Annotated in this window: 19 protein-coding genes; 9 read left to right on the top strand and 10 right to left on the bottom strand. The window is 70.4% G+C overall.

Annotation, left to right across the window (positions count from 1 at the left end; all coding sequences use genetic code 11):
* Window positions 1-60: 60 nt before the first annotated feature.
* Together ACFWMR_RS17910 and ACFWMR_RS17905 are read right to left on the bottom strand one after the other, a co-directional pair.
* Complete coding sequence (locus ACFWMR_RS17910) at window positions 61-2,487, bottom strand: ABC transporter permease (RefSeq protein ID WP_378379132.1); 2,427 nt, start codon at window positions 2,485-2,487, stop codon at window positions 61-63.
* Window positions 2,487-3,215 (bottom strand): ABC transporter ATP-binding protein, encoded by a 729-nt coding sequence (locus ACFWMR_RS17905; protein ID WP_378379131.1) that lies wholly within the window; start codon window positions 3,213-3,215, stop codon window positions 2,487-2,489. Before ACFWMR_RS17905 ends, ACFWMR_RS17910 begins: the two co-directional genes overlap by 1 nt.
* A 101-nt stretch (window positions 3,216-3,316) precedes the next feature.
* Between ACFWMR_RS17905 and ACFWMR_RS17900 the strand changes: the two genes are divergently transcribed.
* From ACFWMR_RS17900 to ACFWMR_RS17870, 7 genes are all read left to right on the top strand, one after another.
* Window positions 3,317-3,988: a response regulator transcription factor gene (locus tag ACFWMR_RS17900; RefSeq protein WP_378379130.1), complete on the top strand. Its 672-nt coding sequence runs from the start codon at window positions 3,317-3,319 to the stop codon at window positions 3,986-3,988.
* On the top strand, window positions 3,985-5,370 hold the full coding sequence (locus ACFWMR_RS17895) for a sensor histidine kinase (RefSeq protein WP_378379129.1): 1,386 nt from the start codon (window positions 3,985-3,987) through the stop codon (window positions 5,368-5,370). The genes ACFWMR_RS17900 and ACFWMR_RS17895 overlap by 4 nt, the downstream gene beginning before the upstream one ends.
* 68 nt (window positions 5,371-5,438) lie before the next feature.
* Entirely contained in the window at window positions 5,439-5,645 is a 207-nt protein-coding gene (locus ACFWMR_RS17890; RefSeq protein WP_093931833.1) for a heavy-metal-associated domain-containing protein, read from the top strand.
* A 45-nt stretch (window positions 5,646-5,690) separates the two neighbouring features.
* Window positions 5,691-6,602 carry a hypothetical protein gene (locus tag ACFWMR_RS17885; protein ID WP_378379128.1) on the top strand — a complete coding sequence of 304 codons (912 nt, stop codon included), beginning with the start codon at window positions 5,691-5,693 and terminating at the stop codon, window positions 6,600-6,602.
* On the top strand, window positions 6,599-8,845 hold the full coding sequence (locus ACFWMR_RS17880; protein ID WP_378379127.1) for a heavy metal translocating P-type ATPase: 2,247 nt from the start codon (window positions 6,599-6,601) through the stop codon (window positions 8,843-8,845). The genes ACFWMR_RS17885 and ACFWMR_RS17880 overlap by 4 nt, the downstream gene beginning before the upstream one ends.
* A 117-nt stretch (window positions 8,846-8,962) precedes the next feature.
* Window positions 8,963-9,421, top strand: coding sequence for an ATP-binding protein (locus ACFWMR_RS17875; RefSeq protein WP_093931836.1), 459 nt, complete (start codon window positions 8,963-8,965; stop codon window positions 9,419-9,421).
* A gap of 126 nt (window positions 9,422-9,547) precedes the next feature.
* A complete protein-coding gene (locus tag ACFWMR_RS17870; protein WP_378379126.1) occupies window positions 9,548-10,138 on the top strand; it encodes a hypothetical protein in 591 nt (196 codons plus the stop codon).
* A gap of 7 nt (window positions 10,139-10,145) precedes the next feature.
* Here ACFWMR_RS17870 and ACFWMR_RS17865 read toward each other — a convergent pair whose 3' ends face one another.
* On the bottom strand, window positions 10,146-10,748 hold the full coding sequence (locus tag ACFWMR_RS17865) for a TetR/AcrR family transcriptional regulator (protein ID WP_378379125.1): 603 nt from the start codon (window positions 10,746-10,748) through the stop codon (window positions 10,146-10,148).
* A gap of 89 nt (window positions 10,749-10,837) precedes the next feature.
* Between ACFWMR_RS17865 and ACFWMR_RS17860 the strand changes: the two genes are divergently transcribed.
* Window positions 10,838-11,887: an NAD(P)-dependent alcohol dehydrogenase gene (locus ACFWMR_RS17860; RefSeq protein WP_378379124.1), complete on the top strand. Its 1,050-nt coding sequence runs from the start codon at window positions 10,838-10,840 to the stop codon at window positions 11,885-11,887.
* 118 nt (window positions 11,888-12,005) lie between these two features.
* Here ACFWMR_RS17860 and ACFWMR_RS17855 read toward each other — a convergent pair whose 3' ends face one another.
* Window positions 12,006-12,893 carry a CPBP family intramembrane glutamic endopeptidase gene (locus tag ACFWMR_RS17855; RefSeq protein WP_378379136.1) on the bottom strand — a complete coding sequence of 296 codons (888 nt, stop codon included), beginning with the start codon at window positions 12,891-12,893 and terminating at the stop codon, window positions 12,006-12,008.
* Window positions 12,894-13,016: 123 nt separating this feature from the next.
* On the opposite strand from ACFWMR_RS17855, the gene ACFWMR_RS17850 reads away from it, so the two are divergent.
* Window positions 13,017-13,400, top strand: coding sequence for a hypothetical protein (locus ACFWMR_RS17850; protein ID WP_378379123.1), 384 nt, complete (start codon window positions 13,017-13,019; stop codon window positions 13,398-13,400).
* A 1-nt stretch (window position 13,401) separates the two neighbouring features.
* On the opposite strand, the gene ACFWMR_RS17845 is transcribed toward ACFWMR_RS17850, so the two are convergent.
* Genes ACFWMR_RS17845 through ACFWMR_RS17820 form a run of 6 tightly spaced genes read right to left on the bottom strand, consistent with a single transcriptional unit; the run spans window position 13,402 to window position 18,006 of the window.
* Entirely contained in the window at window positions 13,402-14,151 is a 750-nt protein-coding gene (locus tag ACFWMR_RS17845) for a sigma-70 family RNA polymerase sigma factor (RefSeq protein ID WP_093931841.1), read from the bottom strand.
* The gene (locus ACFWMR_RS17840; RefSeq protein WP_378379122.1) at window positions 14,151-15,335 is read right to left on the bottom strand and encodes a PP2C family protein-serine/threonine phosphatase; all 1,185 of its coding nucleotides are present in this window, start codon (window positions 15,333-15,335) and stop codon (window positions 14,151-14,153) included. Before ACFWMR_RS17840 ends, ACFWMR_RS17845 begins: the two co-directional genes overlap by 1 nt.
* The gene (locus tag ACFWMR_RS17835; protein WP_378379121.1) at window positions 15,332-16,330 is read right to left on the bottom strand and encodes an ATP-binding protein; all 999 of its coding nucleotides are present in this window, start codon (window positions 16,328-16,330) and stop codon (window positions 15,332-15,334) included. Before ACFWMR_RS17835 ends, ACFWMR_RS17840 begins: the two co-directional genes overlap by 4 nt.
* Window positions 16,327-16,752: an ATP-binding protein gene (locus ACFWMR_RS17830; protein WP_378274562.1), complete on the bottom strand. Its 426-nt coding sequence runs from the start codon at window positions 16,750-16,752 to the stop codon at window positions 16,327-16,329. Before ACFWMR_RS17830 ends, ACFWMR_RS17835 begins: the two co-directional genes overlap by 4 nt.
* Window positions 16,742-17,140, bottom strand: a complete 399-nt coding sequence (locus tag ACFWMR_RS17825) for an STAS domain-containing protein (protein ID WP_093931845.1) — start codon at window positions 17,138-17,140, stop codon at window positions 16,742-16,744. Before ACFWMR_RS17825 ends, ACFWMR_RS17830 begins: the two co-directional genes overlap by 11 nt.
* Window positions 17,137-18,006 (bottom strand): STAS domain-containing protein, encoded by an 870-nt coding sequence (locus tag ACFWMR_RS17820; protein WP_378274564.1) that lies wholly within the window; start codon window positions 18,004-18,006, stop codon window positions 17,137-17,139. The genes ACFWMR_RS17825 and ACFWMR_RS17820 overlap by 4 nt, the downstream gene beginning before the upstream one ends.
* Window positions 18,007-18,044: the final 38 nt, after the last annotated feature.

The raw sequence follows: 18,044 nt of genomic DNA, 5'->3' as shown, positions 1-18,044 counted from the left end.
GCGCAAGGAAGGGGGCCATCATGTACTGGCAAGCAGGCACGACCACCTATAACGACGCGCTCAGTCTGCGGCAAGGCCTGCCACGACCGGGGCCCGTCCCGACCGTCGCGCCGGGACCAAAGCCGCCAGCGGAGCCGCGACCAGGGCCGCCGCCACCAGGACCCCCAACCGCCCCCAAGGCGGCGCGAACACGATCGGCTCACCGCCGCTCGACGCCACCTCGGTGATCAGCCACGCGGACACGATCCCGACGAACAGCCCGCACGCGGCGCCGAGAACGGCGACGAACACCGACTCCGTGGTCAGCGCCGCACCGAGCCCGCCGCGCGTGAGGCCGAGGGCGCGCAGCAGCGCCGATTCCCGCGTTCGCTCCAGGACCGACAGCGAAAGCGTGTTCGCGATCCCGGCGAAAGCGATCAGCACCGCGAGCGCGGTCAACGCCCACAGGAGATTCAGCGTCGCCCGCAGCGGCTCGGCCGCTTCCTCCTTGAGTTCCTGGAGACTGCTCAGCTTCGCGATCGGCGTACCGGACAGGGCCTGCTCCAGCGACGACCGGACCTGCCCGGGATCAGCGGTCTTGACGAGAACGCTCCCGTCGTAGCTTTCCCCGTTCATGGCGAGCTTCCCCTGCTCCGCGAGATCGACGAGCGCGAAGCCCAGGTCGACGCCCGGCGCGTCCACGCTGTCGTAGACCGCCACCACGCGCAACGAACGCACGGTGTCGCCGACGGCGAGCCCGGTCTGCTCGGCGAGCTCCTTGCCGATGGCGATCTGGCCGGGGCCGAGCCGGCCGAGGCTCCCCGAGAGCACGGTCGGGCGCAGGAGGTCGCCGCTGACGGCGGTCAGCTGGAACGTGCCGTATTCGCCGAGGTCGCCGCTGAACGAGCGGCGCGTCGCGGTGGCGGTCACGCCGGGCACCGCGGCGAGGGTGTCCGCGAGGGCGGCGGGAAGCGGCCTGCTCGACACCGCCGAGGTGACGGTGAAGTCGGCCGCCAGCTGCTCGTCCAGCCCTTGGCTCCGGCCCGCTTCGACGCCGGCCGCCACGGTGGTCGCGAGCGCGACGACGGCGAGGCCGATGGTGAGCGCGGCGGCGCTGGCGGCGGTGCGTTTGGGGTTGCGGTCGGCGTTGAGCGCGGCCAGGTCGGCGGGCTGCCCCGGGACGAGCGAGCCGAGCGCGCGGACGACAGGTCCCGCCACCAGCGGTCCGGCCGCCAGCGTCGTGCCGAGCAGCGCGACCATGGCCACCATGGCGAGAGCGGCACCATCCTCCACTGTGGACTGAAGAGCCGCCACGCCGGAGCCGACGCCCGCGGCGAGGAGGATCATCGCGACGACAGTCCTGAGCCGCCCGGCGCGTTTGGCTTCGGTGGGCGTCCGGAGCGCTTCGATCGGCGCGACCCTGGTCGCGGACCACGCCGGGATGGACGCGGCGAGCGCGGTCACCAGGATCCCGATCGCGAGGGCGGCGGCGACGGTCCGCGTCGTCAACGGGAGGTACACGGTCTCCTGACCCGCGACGGCCTGCAGCACGGCGGCGACACCCAGCCCGCCGAACAACCCGGCCGCGGACGCGATCGCGCCCACCACGGCCGCCTCGATGAGCACACTGCCGAAGATCTGTCGTTTGCCGGCACCGACGCAGCGCAGCAACGCCAGTTCGCGCGATCGCTGGGCCACGAGGATGGTGAAGGAGTTGGTGATCACCATCGCGGCCACCACCATGGCGAGGACGGCGAAGGCGGTGAAGAACTTCGCCAGCCCGGCGGTGTTCGGCGCGGTCTCCCTGATCAGCTGGGCGGCGGCCTCTTTCCCCGTGCTCACCGAGACACCCGGTGTTTTCTTCAGGTCCGCGACGAGCTGGGCCTTGCCCGCTTCGGGTGAGGCGCGAACGACGATCTCGCCGAACGTCGCCTTGGGGGCCAGCTGCCGCAGCGTTTCCGGCGGTACCACCAGCGTCGCCCCGCCCAGCCCCGCGTCGCCCGGGCGGCTGAACGTGCCGACCAGCGTCAGTGTGTGACGGCCTCCTGTTTCGTCCAGCACGGTCACGGGACCGCCCAGCGCGAAGCCTTCGACGCTGTACTTCTCCATGGCGACTTCCCCGGCGGCAGCGGGGAAACGGCCGTCCGCGAGGTCGTACGGGCGCAGTCTTTCGTCGGTGCTCGAAGCGGTCGCGGCGGCGTCTCGCGGACGTCCGTCCGGGCCGAGCACCGGCGAGCCGACGGTGGCCCGGCCCTCGGCGGCGGCGACTCCCGGTACTCGCCGGACCGCCGCCAGCGTCGTGTCGTCGAGGTCGGCACCCCGCTTGGCCCTGATCGAGGCGTCCACGCCGCGAGTCTGGTAGGCGACGGCCTCCCGCAGTCCCGCGCCGACGGCGTCCGTGAGCACGAAGGAACCGGCCACGAAGGTCACGCCCAGGGTGACGGCGACGGCCGACAGCAGCAGCCGCAGCGGCCGGGCCTTGAGCCCGGCGAGCACGGTTCGCAGCATCACGCCCCCAGACCGGTGAGCGCGCCGAGGACGGCGTCGGCGGTCGGCCGGGGGATCCGCGCGGCGATCCGGCCGTCGGCCAGCAGCACCCCGTGGTCGGTGTACGAGGCCGCGACCGGGTCGTGGGTCACCATCACCACCGTCTGGCCGAGTTCGCGGACCGACGTGCGCAGGAAGTCGAGCACCTCGGCGCCGGACCGCGAATCGAGGCTGCCGGTGGGCTCATCGGCGAACACGACGTCCGGCCTGCCGACGAGCGCGCGGGCGCAGGCCACCCGCTGTTGCTGGCCGCCGGAGAGCTCACCCGGTTTGTGCTTCAGACGCTGCCGCAACCCCAGGGTGGCGACGACGGTGTCGAACCACGCCGGATCCGGGCGGCGCCCCGCGAGCCGGAGCCCGAGCAGGATGTTCTCCTCGGCGTTCATGGTCGGCAGCAAGTTGAACGACTGGAAGACGAAGCCGACCCGGTCACGGCGGAGCCTGGTCAACTCGGCGTCGGACAGGCCGGTGATCTCCGTTCGTCCGATGTGGACTCGTCCACTGTCGACGGTGTCGAGCCCGGCGAGGCAGTGCATGAGAGTCGACTTCCCCGAACCCGACGGGCCCATGATCGCGGTGAACCGGCCACGCGGGAAGTCCAGCGACACGCGATCCAGCGCCCGGACCGCCGTGTCGCCCCTGCCGTAGACCTTCGAGACATCGATCGCGCCCGCGGCGGGACTGTCCATTGTGTTCATTCTTCGATCATGGCGAGGAGCACCTGAACGGTTCCTGAAACAACCTGAAGAACGCTTCAGGAACGTCGACGGCGATCTGGGAGGATCGAGTCATGCGCGTGCTCGTGGTGGAAGACGAAATGCGGTTGGCCGAGACCCTCCAATGGGGACTCGAGGCCGACGGTTACGCCGTCGACCTGGCCCACGACGGTCTCGAAGGCCTCGAACTCGCGCAGCTGTACCCGTATCAGGTGATCGTCCTGGACATCATGCTCCCGAAGCTCAACGGCTACCGCGTCTGCGCGGCGCTGCGGGAACGCGGGGTGACCACCCCGATCCTCATGCTGACGGCGAAGAACGGCGAGTACGACGAAGCCGAGGCGCTCGACACCGGCGCCGACGACTACCTGAGCAAGCCGTTCTCGTACGTCGTGCTCACCGCGCGGCTGCGGGCGCTCACCCGGCGGAGCGCGGCGGGCTCGGCGGGCGTGCTGGAGTTCGGCGACCTCGTGCTCGACCCGGCGAAGCGGACCTGTCGTCGCGCTGGGACGCCGGTGTCGTTGACCACCAAGGAGTTCGCCGTCCTCGAATGCCTGCTGCGGCACGGCGGGCAGCTGGTGACGAAACGGGACATCCTCGACCAGGTCTGGGATCTGGCCTACCGGGGCGACCCCAACATCGTCGAGGTCTACGTGAGCGCGCTGCGGCGCAAACTGGACGCGCCGTTCGGACGGCACACCATCGCGACCGTACGCGGCGCCGGCTACCGGCTGGTGACCGAATGACCGGCTGGTGGCCTTCGTCGGTGCGGCGGAGCACCGCGCTTTCGGCGGCGCTGCTCTGCGCGATCGTGTTCACCCTCGGCTGGCTGGGTACCCGCGAGCTGTTGAGCAGGCAGCTCGCAGGCAGCGCCGTGAGCGCGACGCGAGCCCAGCTGGACAGGCTGGCCGACACCTACCGGGCCGGGCAGCCTGAGCCGCCCGACGGTGACGCCCTGTTCGAGGTGGTCGACGATTCCGGGCGGTCGTTCGCCAGCAGCGAGAACCTCCGCCGCTGGGATCCCGCGTGGACGCCGTTGCCGCCCGCGCCCGCCGGGGCGGCCGCGGACTGGACGATCACCACCAAGGCCACGCTGAAACCCGGCGACCATCCACAGTGGCGTGAGTATCGCGAATACACCGTCGTGGGAAAGGTGATCGACAGTGATGGACGGCGGCTCACCGTCTACCTGTTCGTGCTGCCGTGGGAAACGCTCCGGATGCTGGGCACCTTCGACGACACCCTGCGGTTCTTCATCCCGCTCGCGGTGCTGATCACCGCGCTGGCCGCGTGGCTCGCGGCGGGCCGGGCGCTGCGGCCGGTGGAGGCGATCCGCCGGGAACTGGCCGAGGTCAGCGGGAGCAGGCTCGACCGCCGCGTGCCGGTGCCCCCGTCCCGTGACGAGGTCGCCCGGCTGGCCACCACCACGAACGCGACCCTCGACAGGCTTCAGCGGGCCTACGACCAGCAAGAACGGTTCGTCGCCGACGCCAGTCACGAACTGCGCAGCCCGCTCGCGAACCTCCGCACCGGGCTGGAGGTGGCGCTCACCCACGCCGATCGCGCGGATTGGCCCGCCGTCGCCCGGCGGTCGCTGCTCGACATCCAGCGGCTGCAACGCATCACCGCGGATCTGCTCCAGCTGGCCGTCGACCCGGCCGAAGTCCCGGCTCCGGAAGGCGTCGTCGACCTCGCCGACGTGGTGGGGGAGCAGGTCGCCGAACGCGCGCTCGAACCCGGGCCCGCCATAGTGTCCGATGTGGACGGTCCAGCGCCGGTGCCCGGCGAACCCGTCCAGCTGGAACGCCTGCTGCGGAACCTGCTCGACAACGCGGTGCGGCACGCGCGTTCGTCGGTCACCGTGCGGCTGCGGCGGGAGGCGGGGGAGGCGGGGGAGGCGGTCCTCGAAGTGATCGACGACGGCCCCGGCATCCCCGCCGCCGATCGTGAGCGCGTCTTCGACCGTTTCGCCCGGCTCGACGACGCCCGCGCACGGGACGCGGGAGGTACCGGACTCGGTCTCACGCTCGCGCGGGACATCGCCGTCCGGCACGGCGGATCGCTGCGGGCGGCTGATGGCGACCCGGGCGCACGGCTGATCGCAAGGCTACCCCTCAGGGGTATGTGACCCACGATACCCTACGGGGGTAACCGCATGCCCTTGCGATACCCCCCTGGGGTATGTACGTTGAGGTCATGAGCGAAACGACTTACACCGTCACCGGCATGACCTGCGGCCACTGCGCGACTTCGGTCACCGAAGAGGTCGCCAAGATCGACGGCGTCACCGACGTCCGGGTCGATCTGCCCACCGGCGCGGTGACCGTCACCGGTTCCCGTGAACCCGCGGCCGCCGAAGTGCGCGCCGCCGTCGAAGAAGCCGGATACCAGCTGACCGCTTGAGCGGCTCCACGATCGCGGGTGGCACCCGCACTAAGGACTTGCACGATGAACACAGCAGCGAAGCTCTCCGCCTACGGTGTGGTTCTCGCCCTGGTCGCCGGTGGCGGCTGGGCGACCGGCACCGCTGTCGGTCCGCATGCCGGCGCCGCCGGCGTGCCCGGTGGTGAGGACACCGGACACTCGGACACCCACGGCGGCACCGTCGCGGAAGCGGCGCACGGCAAACAGGACCACGAACCCGCCGGGCTCGCGTCGACCAAGGGCGGCTACACCCTCACGCCCACCACCACGACGCTCACCCCCGGGAAGACGGCTCCCTTCACCTTCCGGATCCTCGGCGCCGACGGCGCGCCGGTGACCGCCTACGACGTCGAACACGAAAAGCGGATGCACCTCATCGTCGTCCGCCGCGACACCGCCGGTTTCCAGCACATCCACCCCGAACTCGGCGACGACGGCACCTGGACCGTTCCGCTGGCCGTCGGCGACGCCGGGGTATACCGCGTCTTCGCCGACTTCAAGCCCAGCGGCGGCGAGGCGACGACCTTGAGTGCGGACCTCTTCGCCGGCGGTGACTTCCGGCCCGCCGAGTACCGTCCCTCGCACGTCGCGGAGGTGGACGGCTACCAGGTCCACCTCGACGGGGACCTCAAGCCGGGCGCGTCGTCGAAAGTGACGCTCACCGTCACCAAGAACGGTCGTGCGGTCACCGATCTCCAGCCGTACCTGGGTGCTTACGGGCACTTGGTCGCGCTGCGCGGCGGCGACCTCGCGTACCTGCACGTCCATCCGGACGGTGAACCCGGTGACGGCCGGACCGCGGCCGGTCCCGCGGTCACCTTCTTCGCCGAGGTCCCGACGGACGGCACCTACCGGCTGTTCCTGGACTTCCAGCACGAAGGCAAGGTCCGCACCGCCGAATTCACCGTCGCGACCGGGGAAGGGAGCCACCGATGAGCACCGAAACCGCGCGGGTGGCCGACGCCGAAGTCGAACTCGCGATCACCGGGATGACCTGTGCCTCGTGCGCCATGCGCATCGAGCGGAAGCTGAACAAACTCGACGGGGTCACCGCGACGGTCAACTACGCCACGGAGAAGGCGAAGATCAGCTACCCGGCCGAAATCGAGCCGCGGCTGCTGATCGAACAGGTCGAGGCGGCCGGGTACTCGGCCGCCTTGCCCGCGGTGCAAAAGGAAGAAGCCGTCGCGGAAGAGATCGACCCGATCGCTCCGTTGCGGCAGCGGCTGATCGGTTCCGCGATGCTGTCCGTGCCGGTGATCCTGCTCGCGATGGTGCCCGCGCTCCAGTTCACCTACTGGCAGTGGATCTCGCTGACGCTGGCCGCGCCGGTGCTGGTGTGGGCGGCGTGGCCGTTCCACAAGGCGGCGTGGACGAATCTGCGCCACGGCGCGGCCACGATGGACACGCTGATCTCGATGGGCACGCTCGCCGCGTTCCTGTGGTCGTTGTACGCCTTGCTGTTCGGCACCGCCGGGACGCCGGGGATGACGCACCCCTTCGAACTCACCGTCCAGCGGATGGCGGGTGACGGCAACATCTACCTCGAAGTCGCCGCCGGGGTCACGACGTTCATCCTCGCCGGACGCTACTTCGAAGCCCGGTCCAAGCGGCGGGCGGGCGCGGCGCTGCGTGCTCTGCTCGAACTCGGCGCGAAAGACGTCGCGGTTCTTCGTGACGGCAAGGAAGTGCGCGTCCCGATCGGCGAACTCGCGGTGGGCGAGGAATTCGTGGTGCGGCCGGGAGAGAAGATCGCGACCGACGGCGTGATCACCGAAGGCGCTTCGGCGGTCGACGCGAGCATGCTCACCGGTGAGAGCGTCCCGGTCGAGGTCGTGCCCGGTGACACGGTGGCGGGCGCGACGGTCAACGCGGGCGGCAGGCTCGTCGTCCGCGCGACCCGGGTCGGCGCCGACACACAGCTGGCGCAGATGGCGAAACTCGTCGAGGCGGCCCAGACCGGAAAAGCCCAGGTGCAACGACTCGCGGACCGGGTGTCGGCGGTCTTCGTGCCGATCGTGATCGCACTCGCCGTCGGCACGCTGATGTTCTGGCTCGGCACCGGCGGTTCGGTCGCGGCCGCGTTCACCGCGGCGGTGGCCGTGCTGATCATCGCCTGCCCGTGCGCCCTTGGCCTGGCGACCCCGACCGCGCTGCTCGTGGGCACCGGCCGGGGCGCGCAGCTCGGGATCCTGATCAAGGGCCCGGAAGTGCTGGAATCGACCCGCGCCGTCGACACGGTCGTCCTGGACAAGACCGGCACCGTGACCACGGGCCAGATGTCGCTGGTGGCGGTCCACGTCGCCGTCGGTGTCGACGAGGAGACGACGTTGCGGCTGGCGGGCGCGCTCGAGAACGCGTCGGAGCACCCGATCGCGCAGGCCATCGCCCGCGCGGCCCGGGAACGCACCGGGGAACTACCGGCGGTCGAGGAGTTCACCAGTCTCGAAGGCCTTGGTGTGCAAGGGATCGTCGACGGCTCGGCGGTTCTGGTCGGCCGGAGCGCGTTGCTGGAGCAGTGGAGTCACCATCTGACGGCCGAACTGACGGAAGCCAAGGCGGCGGAAGAGGAACTCGGCCGCACGGCGGTCGTGGTCGGCTGGGACGGCGAGGCGAGAGCGGTCCTGGTGGTCGCGGACACCGTCAAGCCGTCGTCCGCCGAGGCGATCTCCCGGTTGCGTGAACTGGGGCTGACCCCGGTGCTGCTGACCGGCGACAACGAGGCCGTCGCCCGCGCGGTGGCCGCCGAGGTCGGGATCGACACCGTGATCGCCGAGGTGCTGCCGAAGGACAAGGTCGACGTCGTCAAACGGCTCCAGGACGAGGGCAAGGTCGTCGCGATGGTCGGGGACGGCGTCAACGACGCGGCCGCGCTGGCCCAGGCCGACCTCGGCCTGGCGATGGGCACCGGCACCGACGTCGCCATCGAGGCCGGGGACCTGACCCTGGTCCGCGGTGACCTGCGGGCGGCGGTGGACGCGATCCGGCTTTCGCGGCGGACCCTGCGTACCATCAAGGGCAACCTGTTCTGGGCCTTCGCCTACAACGTGGGCGCGCTTCCGCTCGCGGCGGCGGGCCTGCTCAACCCGATGATCGCCGGTGCCGCGATGGCCTTCAGTTCGGTGTTCGTGGTGTTCAACAGCCTGCGCCTGCGCGGGTTCCGGAGTATCACCGCTTGACGAGGGACGCCCGCTGGTCGCCGTGTCGGATTCGACACCGGTTGATCAGCGGGCGTTCTGGGTAACCCGATTGTGCGACTTCAGCAGGGAGGTCGTGCAACGGGGAAGGGTGGCTCCATGATCAGTATCGCGGAGCATCCGGTGCCGGGGACCTGGGTGCTTGACCTGCGAGCCACGACGCCACGGGCGTTGCCGGACATGCGCGCCTGGGTGGTCAGATGCCTGCCGGATCTCGGCGAGGGCCATCGTGACGACGTCCTGCTGGCGGCCACCGAACTGGTCGCCAACGCCTACGTGCACGGGGGTGGCGCACGCCACATTCAGCTGTGGCGAGGTGTGTCACCCTGCGCGATCCGCATCGAAGTCGCGGACGTCAGCGTCGAGCAGCCCCGGGCGCGCTGCTCCCAGATCGAGGACCCGCGCGGACGCGGGTTGCTCGTCGTCGACGGGGTGGCGGTGCAGTGGGGCGTCCGGCGCGAGCGGGTGCGCGGCGGGAAGATCGTCTGGGCGCACATCCGCTGCGACGGCCATTGCCCGGTTGCGGCGCGCGCCCCGAACGACCGCCGAAGGAACTGAACCCTGTCTGAGGACCTCTGTGTCAGATGACGCAGACGGTCCTCCCTTCGTGCTGCCAAAGTGGTCCCCGACCAAGCTTGTGAAGCGAACGGGGAGGGGCCCGAAATGTGGGGGAAGAAGAGCACGATGGTGTTGGCGGTGGCGGCGCTGGGGCTGGCCGTCGCACCGGCGGCTTCGGCGGAGACCGAGCCGTCGCTGAGTGTCTATCCGACCGAGGTGCGGCCCAACGAGATCTTCGGTACGGGTATCGGCGGAGGCTGTGACAACTACTCCGCGGTGACCTCGCCCGGGTTCGCCGGCCCCGTCGAGCTGGTCGCGGTCGGCGGCGACCGGGAAAACCTGTGGGGCAACGGACCTGCCTCCGGAGTACCGGGCACCTACACCGCGACGGCCACGTGTGACGGCAAGACCTTGACCACGCAGTTCACCGTGCTGGATTACGCGCCGCCGTCCTGGGGGCTCGGCCCGCGTGAAGTGGCGCCCGGCGGGGTGATCTCCGGCGGCTCGGACATCATCCGCGGCTGCCCGGGCGGTCCCGAGGGACCGGCGACCTCGCCGGGGTTCGCCGCGCCTCTGCAGTGGACCCGGGGCGGCAACTTCGGCCGGTTCAGCGGTGATACCACTGTCGTCACCACGCCCGGAACCTATACGGCCACCTTGAAGTGCAAGGGGACGCCGATTCCCGGCGAGATCGAGTTCACCGTGGTCGCGCCGTAAGGACGCGTCATCTCTTCGTGCGGCCCTCGATGGCGGCGCGGGCGGCCTCGACCGACTTCCGGACGACCACTTCGGTGGAATAGCCCTGTTTCTTGAAGACCCCGTCGAGGTAGAACGTGCCGTAGCCGTGGGCCTGCGTGAACAGCTGCTCCATCAGTTCGAGCCCGTCCTGCGGCCGGTCGGCGACGGTGAGGCAGAGCATGACGAACTGGTCGGTCAGCCGACGGGTCTGTTCGTGCAGCGCCGCGTGTTCCGGTCCCTGTAGGCCGTCCGAGTAGATGATGTTCATCCCCGCCCGGCGCTCGATCAGGTACTCCGTATAGGCGCCGGCGGCCGCGGCGAGGGCGGCGACGGGCTCGCTCTCGGCCTCGATCGCGTCGTGCACTTTGTCGGCCAGCTGACACGCGACGGCGGCCGCGATCGCGGCCAGCAGGCTCTCCTTGCCCGGGAAGTGCCGGTACGGCGCGCCGGGGCTGACCTTGGCGCGCCTGGCGACCTCGGCGACGGAGAACGCGCCCAACCCCTGCTCGGCGATCAGGTCGAGCGACACCCGCACTAGTTCGGCGCGGAGGTCGCCGTGGTGGTACTTGCCGCCCATGTCGTGGATCACACCGTTCCGGTCGCGGAATATGTAAGAGCCCTCTTACACTAGGTGTAAGTGACCTCTTACATGGTCTCACTGTTTTCACGGAGGGTTTCATGACGACGACCACGCACGCCATCGCCGCGCCGTCCCCGGGCGCCGCACTGTCGCCGACGACCATCGAGCGTCGCGACCTGCGTCCGGACGACGTGCTGATCGACATCGCGTACGCGGGGATCTGCCACAGCGACATCCACCAGGTGAAGGAGGACTGGGGCAGCGCGATCTTCCCGATGGTGCCCGGTCACGAGATCGCCGGCGTCGTCGCCGCGGTCGGCTCCGAGGTGACGAAGTACCAGGTCGGGGACCGGGTCGGGGTGGGCTGCATGGTCGACTCCTGTGGCGAGTGCGAGTACTGCCTCGCGGGCACCGAGCAGTTCTGCCTCAAGGGCAACATCCAGACCTACAACGGCGTCGGCTTCGACGGCGAGAACACCTACGGCGGCTACAGCCGTCAGATCGTCGTGAAGGACGGTTTCGTCTGCCGGATCCCGGAGGGGATCGGCCTCGACATCGCCGCGCCGCTGTTGTGCGCGGGCATCACCACCTACTCCCCGCTGAACCGCTGGGGTGCCGGACCAGGCAAGAAGGTCGCCGTTGTCGGCCTCGGCGGACTCGGTCACATGGCGGTCAAGATCGCGGTCGCCATGGGCGCCGAGGTCACCGTGCTCAGCCAGAGCCTGAAGAAGCAGGAAGACGGCTTGAAACTGGGCGCGAAGGACTACTTCGCGACCGGTGACGCCTCGACGTTCCAGACGTTGCGCGGCCGCTTCGACCTGATCCTCAACACCGTTTCGGCGACGCTGCCGATCGACTCCTACCTCGGCATGCTGCGGGTCGGCGGCGCGATGGTGAACGTCGGCGCGCCCGGCGAACCGCTGTCCTACAACGCCTTCTCGCTGCTCGGCGGGAACAAGGTGCTCGCCGGTTCGATGATCGGCGGTATCGCCGAGACCCAGGAGATGCTCGACTTCTGCGCCGAGCACGGGATCGGCGCGGAGATCGAGACGATCTCGGCCGACCAGGTGAACGTGGCCTACGACCGGGTCGAGAACAGCGACGTGCGCTACCGGTTCGTCATCGACGCGGCGACCATCGGCGCCTGATCTGTCTGTCCCGAGCGCCACGCTTGAGCGCTGAGCGTCGTGAAAGCCGCTTTCGCAACCTTCAACGTTGCGAAAGCGGCTTTCGCACCGCGTTCCCGCGGGAGCCCGACCCCCAGCCTCACATCAGCAGCAGCGGCAGGGTGTTCATCGCGGTGTGCGCGGCGATCGGTGCCCACAGGTTGCGGTAGCGCGACCACAGGTAGCCGGTGAACAGGCCGAAGAACCCTTGGAAGGCAACGATCGCGCCCAGGGTGAGCGGAAGCGACCCCTGGCCGTGCGTCGGCAGGTGCAGCCACGCGAACAGCGCGGCCGACAGCAGGATTCCGGGCCACCGCCCGAAAAGTGCCTCCAGCCGGGTTTGCAGCATGCCGCGGAAGAACACCTCTTCGAGGACGTTCGCGGTGAAGAAGGTCAGAGTCGCGCCCACCGCCAGATACACCGGGTCGGGATAATCCTCCGCGCTGGGGAGCGGCGGCGCGAGCGGCCCCAGGACGGAGAGCCAGCCGAACAGGAGCACCGCCGGGATCGGCGCGAGCCACTGCCAGGCGCGCCGGGGCAGCCAACTGAGCCGGAACGGATCCGGTTCCCCCTGTGGGCGAAGGGTTCGCAGGAGAACCAGCGGCAGCGCCAGGAACACGAGCGGCTTCGCGAGCGCCCAGATGTCGCGGACCAGAGCGTGCTGTCCCGCCTGGGAAACCAGGAACAACGCCAGAGGCCACAGGAAGGCGATCAGTGCCAAGGCCGTCGCCTGCCTGCCCAGCGCGCGCCGGTCGGGCACCTGGGGGAGAAGTCTCGGCGCGTGGAGCGGGATCCCGTGGATCAGCAGGAGCCCGGCCAGCGCGGGAATCAGCGCGCCCGCCAGGGAAAGCTCCTTGGCCGAATCCGCGGACGGCTTGATCGTTTCGTGCCCGGTCGCCAGCAGCAGCGCGGGGGCGGCCACGAAGACCGCGAGCCCGCCGAAGAGGATTCCCCAGGCGGCACCCGTGCGGGTGCCGGTTTTTTCCATCACCGGGAAAGGATCATCGATGCGGCGCGCGTCCGCGTCATCCCTTCGGAGGACCCAGGTCTTCCCTTCTGTACAGCCCTTCCGGCTCTTGTCCTGATTTCCCGGTCTCGCCAGGCTGCTGGTATGAAGCTCCGGAACTCACTGGGCATGAGCGTGTTGTGCGCTGCCGCGATCGCGCTGGGGTCGGCTCCGGCGGCCACTGCCGCGGCCGAGGCGGGTTACACGTGGCTGGACCTGATCACCGGACGGGGTTACAGCGGTACCACCGCCCGCTCGTCCGGGATCGAAGCCGAAGTCCCTCCGCGAGGCCCGTCGCTGGATTGCCGGGATCCGCGGCTCTCCGGATCGGGCTACGCGCTTTCCTGCTCGGGAACGGACTTCCACGTCTTCGTCGACTGTTCGAACGGTGACCGGTACGCCTACGGCCGGGGCGCGGGGGAGTACCGGATCATCTTCACCTGTCCCGGTGGTGCCACGGCGCTGCGTGGCGGCGCCTACGGCGACTGAATCAGGCTGAGACGGAGCGGGGCATCTCGCGGTTGATCTCGCCGAGCCGGGTGGCGACGGTCCGGCAGGGTTCGCAGCCCGTGAGGTGCTCGGCGATCAGATCCGCCCGGCGGCCCGGCACCCCGCCGCGCAGCCACGCGCCCATCCGGCGTCGCGCTTCCTGACAGCACGGCGTGCCCGTCTCGGGGACCTGTGCCTGCAGGAAGGCCTGGCGTAGTCCTTCACGGGCACGCAGCGCCAGGACGGAGGCGCCATTGGGGGACACCCCCAGCAGGGGTGCCACCACCTTCGGCGAGTCGCCTTCGGCCTCGGTCCGCCACAGCACGGTCCGCCAGCGGCCGGGGAGCGCGCAGTAAGCGGTCCACGCCAGCCGGGCGTTCGCGCGGAGGATGAGGAGGTCTTCCGCGTTCACGGCCCCGGTGGCCTCTTCGGTCGCCGGGGTCGTGCCGTACAGCTCGACCCGTTTGTTGTGGTGGCTCCACTTCACCACCAGATTCCGCATGGTGACCGTGAGATAGGGGCGGAGGTTCTCCCGGGGGCCGCCGCCGTCACGGATGACGGTCAGGACACGCACGAAGGCTTCGGCCACGAGGTCATCCCGCTCGGCGGGCTCGGCGACCCAGCCCGCCGCGATCCGGCGGAGCGGTTCGGCGTGCCGCCGGAAGAGCGCTTCGCCGGCGGCGATGTCACCGGCACGGAAGGCGTCGAGCAGCGTGGCGTCCGCTGTGTCCTGCTCGGCGTCTTCCCACATCAACCGCCACCGTAATACGGACGGTGGCGGATCGCGATGACCACGGTGTCATCGGCGTGCAGCACGACGTCGAGCATCTCGGTGGCCAGGACGTCCGGGATCTGGCCGGTGGGCCGTCCGGCGTTGCGCCGGGCGGCCGCGAGCAGTCGTTCTTCTCCTTCCTGGAAGTCTTTGCGGCTCTCGACGAGACCATCGGTGTAGATGACGAGCAGGTCGCCGTCGGCGAGGGTGCGGTGGACGAGGCTTTTGCTGCCGGGGTCGGGGAAACCGACACCCCGCCCCGACGTCGAGGCGGCGAGCAATTCCGTGTCACCGGCGGCGGTGACCAGGACCGGACGGGGATGACTGCCGTTGGCGAAGGTCACATCGCCGGTGGCCGGGTCCAGCCGGGCCAGCAGCACCGTCGCCATCAGTTCGGGTTCGATCGTCGCCAGCGTGCGGGCGGTCCGGCCGATCAGATCGCGGAACGGATGGCCCTCCAGGGCCAGGGTGCGGATCGCGTGGGTGACGGTCAGCGCGTGCCGGGTCGAGGTGACGCCGTGCCCGACCGCGTCGACGAGGGTGATGTGGACGCAGCCGTCGGGCAGCACGAACCAGTCGTAGAGATCCCCGCCTGTCGGCGAATCCTGCTGGCTCGGCGCGTAGTGCACGGCCAGCTCGAAGGGGCCGGCGGGCGGTGGCGGCGGGCGCAGCGCGTCCTCCAGTTCGCGGAAGATCACCGCGTGCGCCTTCCGGAGCTGCTCGTCCCGTTCCTCCAGTTCGACGTACATCGCGAGCACGCCGCTGTTCGTCTCGGCCAGTTCGTGTTTGAGCTCGCGCTGCTCCTTGGCGACCGCGTCGGCGCGGGCGACCAGCGCCAGCATCTCGTCCCTGGTAGCCACCTCGTCGTCGGCCGCGACCGGCACCGGTCGCCCGCCCGCGTCGAGATGCCAGGTCAGGCTCGTGCCGCCGCCCGCCGCGGGAAGCAACGGGAGGGTGTTGCGCCGCTCCTGTCCGACGGGACTGGACGAGTCCAGCGTGACGGACAGCTTGCCGTCGGCCGTGACGGTCGAAAGTTCCGGCGTCGGGTCGTTTTCGGCGAGCAGGGTCACCGCGAGCACGAGCCGCGCTCGTTGGTCGGCCGGGACCCCGGCGGCCGCGCACGCCTCCCGCACGCGGCGGCGTAGCCGGACGGCGTCGGTCACGAAAGTCCCTCTCCCGGTCCGAAGGCGATCAACGCGGCGTCGTCGCGAAGATCGCGGTGACGGTGGGCGAGATCCGCGGCGAAGAGGGCCGTGGCCGGAAGTGGTCCGAGCGCGGCCGAGCCACGCCAGGCGGTGCCGATCCCGTCGGTGTGCAGGACGAGGAGTTCGTGGCCGGTCAAGGGAAGCGTCCGTGCCCGGACGGGCGGCAGGGTGAGGCCGACGACGCCGGGCACGCTCAGCAGCGGCCTGGTCTGCCCCGGCGTCAGCACGAGACCGCTGACGTTGCCGACACCGCAGAATTCGAGCCCGCGTTCGGAAAGCCGGGCGAGCGCGATCGCGGCGCCGCGGGTCTGCCGCAAGGCCCGGTGCATGGCGTTGAGGTGCTCGGGCAGCGCCCGGTCCGGATCGCCGCGGAACACCGCGATCGCGGCTTCCGCGGCGTCGCTCGCTTCGGGACCGTGGCCGAGCCCGTCGACGACGACGGCCGTGCGGACGCCGGGCATCGCCGAGACGGCCACCGCGTCGCCGCACCGCTCTTCGCCCTCGCGGGGGAGCCGGACGTGCGCGAGATCGGCGCCGTGGTGCCCGGGCGCGAGCACTCTGGCGGCCGCGACGGTGCCGACGCCCGGCGCGGACCGGATGCGGAAGTCGGTCGCGAGCCTGCCGACGGCGCCGAGGCCGGTGCCGAGCGTCTCGGTGGTCGTGTGGCCGTCGACGCGCCAATGGGCGAGGTCGTCCATCCCCGGGCCGGTGTCCACGGCGTGGACCTCCACTCCCGGTCCGGCCAGCGAGCGCTGGACGAAGACGGCGCCGCCACCGGCGTGCTTGTCGAGATTGGTCGCCAGTTCCGAGGCGATGACGGCGGTGCGCTCGGCCAAGACTTCGGGAAGACCCGCTTCGGCCGCGACCTCGCGCGCGGCCCGTGTCGCGGCGTAGACCGCGCTGATGTGGTCGATGTGTATCAACCGGGTGAGTGCCGCGTCGACGACGGTCATGGCTTCCAGCGGACGACGGTGACCGTGGTGCCCTCGCCGGGCGTGGTGTCGATGGTGAACTCGTCGACCAGCCGCCGGGTGCCGCCGAGGCCGTGCCCGAGTCCGGCGCCGGTGCTGAACCCGTCGGTCATGGCCAGTTCGACGTCTTCGATGCCGGGGCCTTCGTCGCGGACGGACAGGGCGATCCCCGTCCGTCCCCGGAGATCCCGCACGGTGGCGATGGTCATCGTGCCGCCACCGCCGTGGATGTAGGCGTTGCGCACGAGTTCGCTGGCGGCGGTCACGATCTTCGTCTGGTCGACGATCGAGAAACCGGCCGCGACCGCGTCGGCCCGGACGGCGTGCCGGGCGGTGAGCAGATCCTCTTCGGCGCGCACGGCGTGGGTGCGCGCTTCGGGGGCGGTGAGCTCGTCAGGAAGCACGAGGCGCCTCTTCGGCGGCCTTGGCGGGACGTCTCCATCCCAGGAGTTCCATGGCCTGTTCGGCGTTGAGCGCGGTCTGGACGCCGGTGAGCCCCAGCCCCAGTTCGGACAGCGTGATCGCGACGGCCGGGCGCATCCCGGCGACGATCATCCTGGCGCCGAGAAGCCGTCCGGTGGCGGCCAGTTCCATCAGCACCCGCGCGACGAACGAGTCGACGATCTCCAGCCGCGAGATGTCGAGGATGACGCCGCGGATCCCCTCGTCGGAGATCCGGGCGGTGAGCTCGCCGGTGAACTGGAGCGCGGTGGCGTCGTCGAGATCGCTGAGCAGCCCGCCGATCAGGATGTCCCCGAGCCGCAGGATCGGCAGTCCCGCGCGCGGGTTCACCCGGTCACCGCGCCGCGCCGGGTGTGGTCGTCGATCAGCCGCATCGCCGTGGCCAGCGCGTCGGCGAGCGAACCGCGGGTCTCGATGTGCGACAGGTCGATGCCGAGCTGGGTGACGGTCTGCGCGATCGACGGCCGGATACCGCTGATCAGGCATTCCGCGCCCATGAGCCGGACCGCGCTGACCGTCTGCAGGAGATGCTGCGCCACCGCGGTGTCCACTGTGGACACGCCGGTGATGTCGATGATCGCCACCCTGGCCTCGTGGGCCTGGATCGCCTCCAGGAGGCTGTTCATCACCACCTGCGTGCGGGCGCTGTCGAGAGTGCCGATCAGGGGAACGGCCAGCACCTGCCGCCACAGCCGCACCACCGGCGTGGACAGCTCCAGCATCTGCTGGTGCTGCCGCCGGATGATCTCTTCCCTGCCTTCGACGTACACCGAGAACGTCAGCAGGCTCGCGGCGTCGAGGAACCCGTTGACCTGCAAGGAAGCCTGGTAGCGGATCTCGGGGTCTTCGGTCAGCTCTTCGAGGGCGGCGAGAGTGGTCCGCTTGAGGCCGAGGATCGCCATCGCGGTGGAGGTCGGCGCCGCGCCGGCGCGGGCCCGCCGCTCGGACAGCCCCCGCAACGCGGCACGGACGGCCTCGTCGCGGTCGACGATCCGTTCCAGGCGAAGCTCGGTACCGAGGGCCCCGCGGAGCGCGCCGAGCAGTTCCTTGGCCTCGCGCCGCAGCTCCTGCTCGCCGGTCCAGGCGGGCGAGTCGGTCAGCTGCCGGCGGACCCAGTCGTCGACCAGGTCGTCCTGACCGGCGTCGAAGATCCGCGAAAGCAGGTCCCGGACGGCGGAGTCGTCGGTCGCCTGCACCCACACCTCCAGAGATCACTGTTGTCATATGACAACAG

It is taken from the genome of Amycolatopsis thailandensis, from assembly GCF_042723255.1.
In the GTDB taxonomy this organism is placed as follows: Bacteria; Actinomycetota; Actinomycetes; order Mycobacteriales; family Pseudonocardiaceae; genus Amycolatopsis; species Amycolatopsis thailandensis.
Note: the sequence above shows the minus strand (reverse complement) of the source record. Positions and strands in the feature narration are given on the sequence as shown.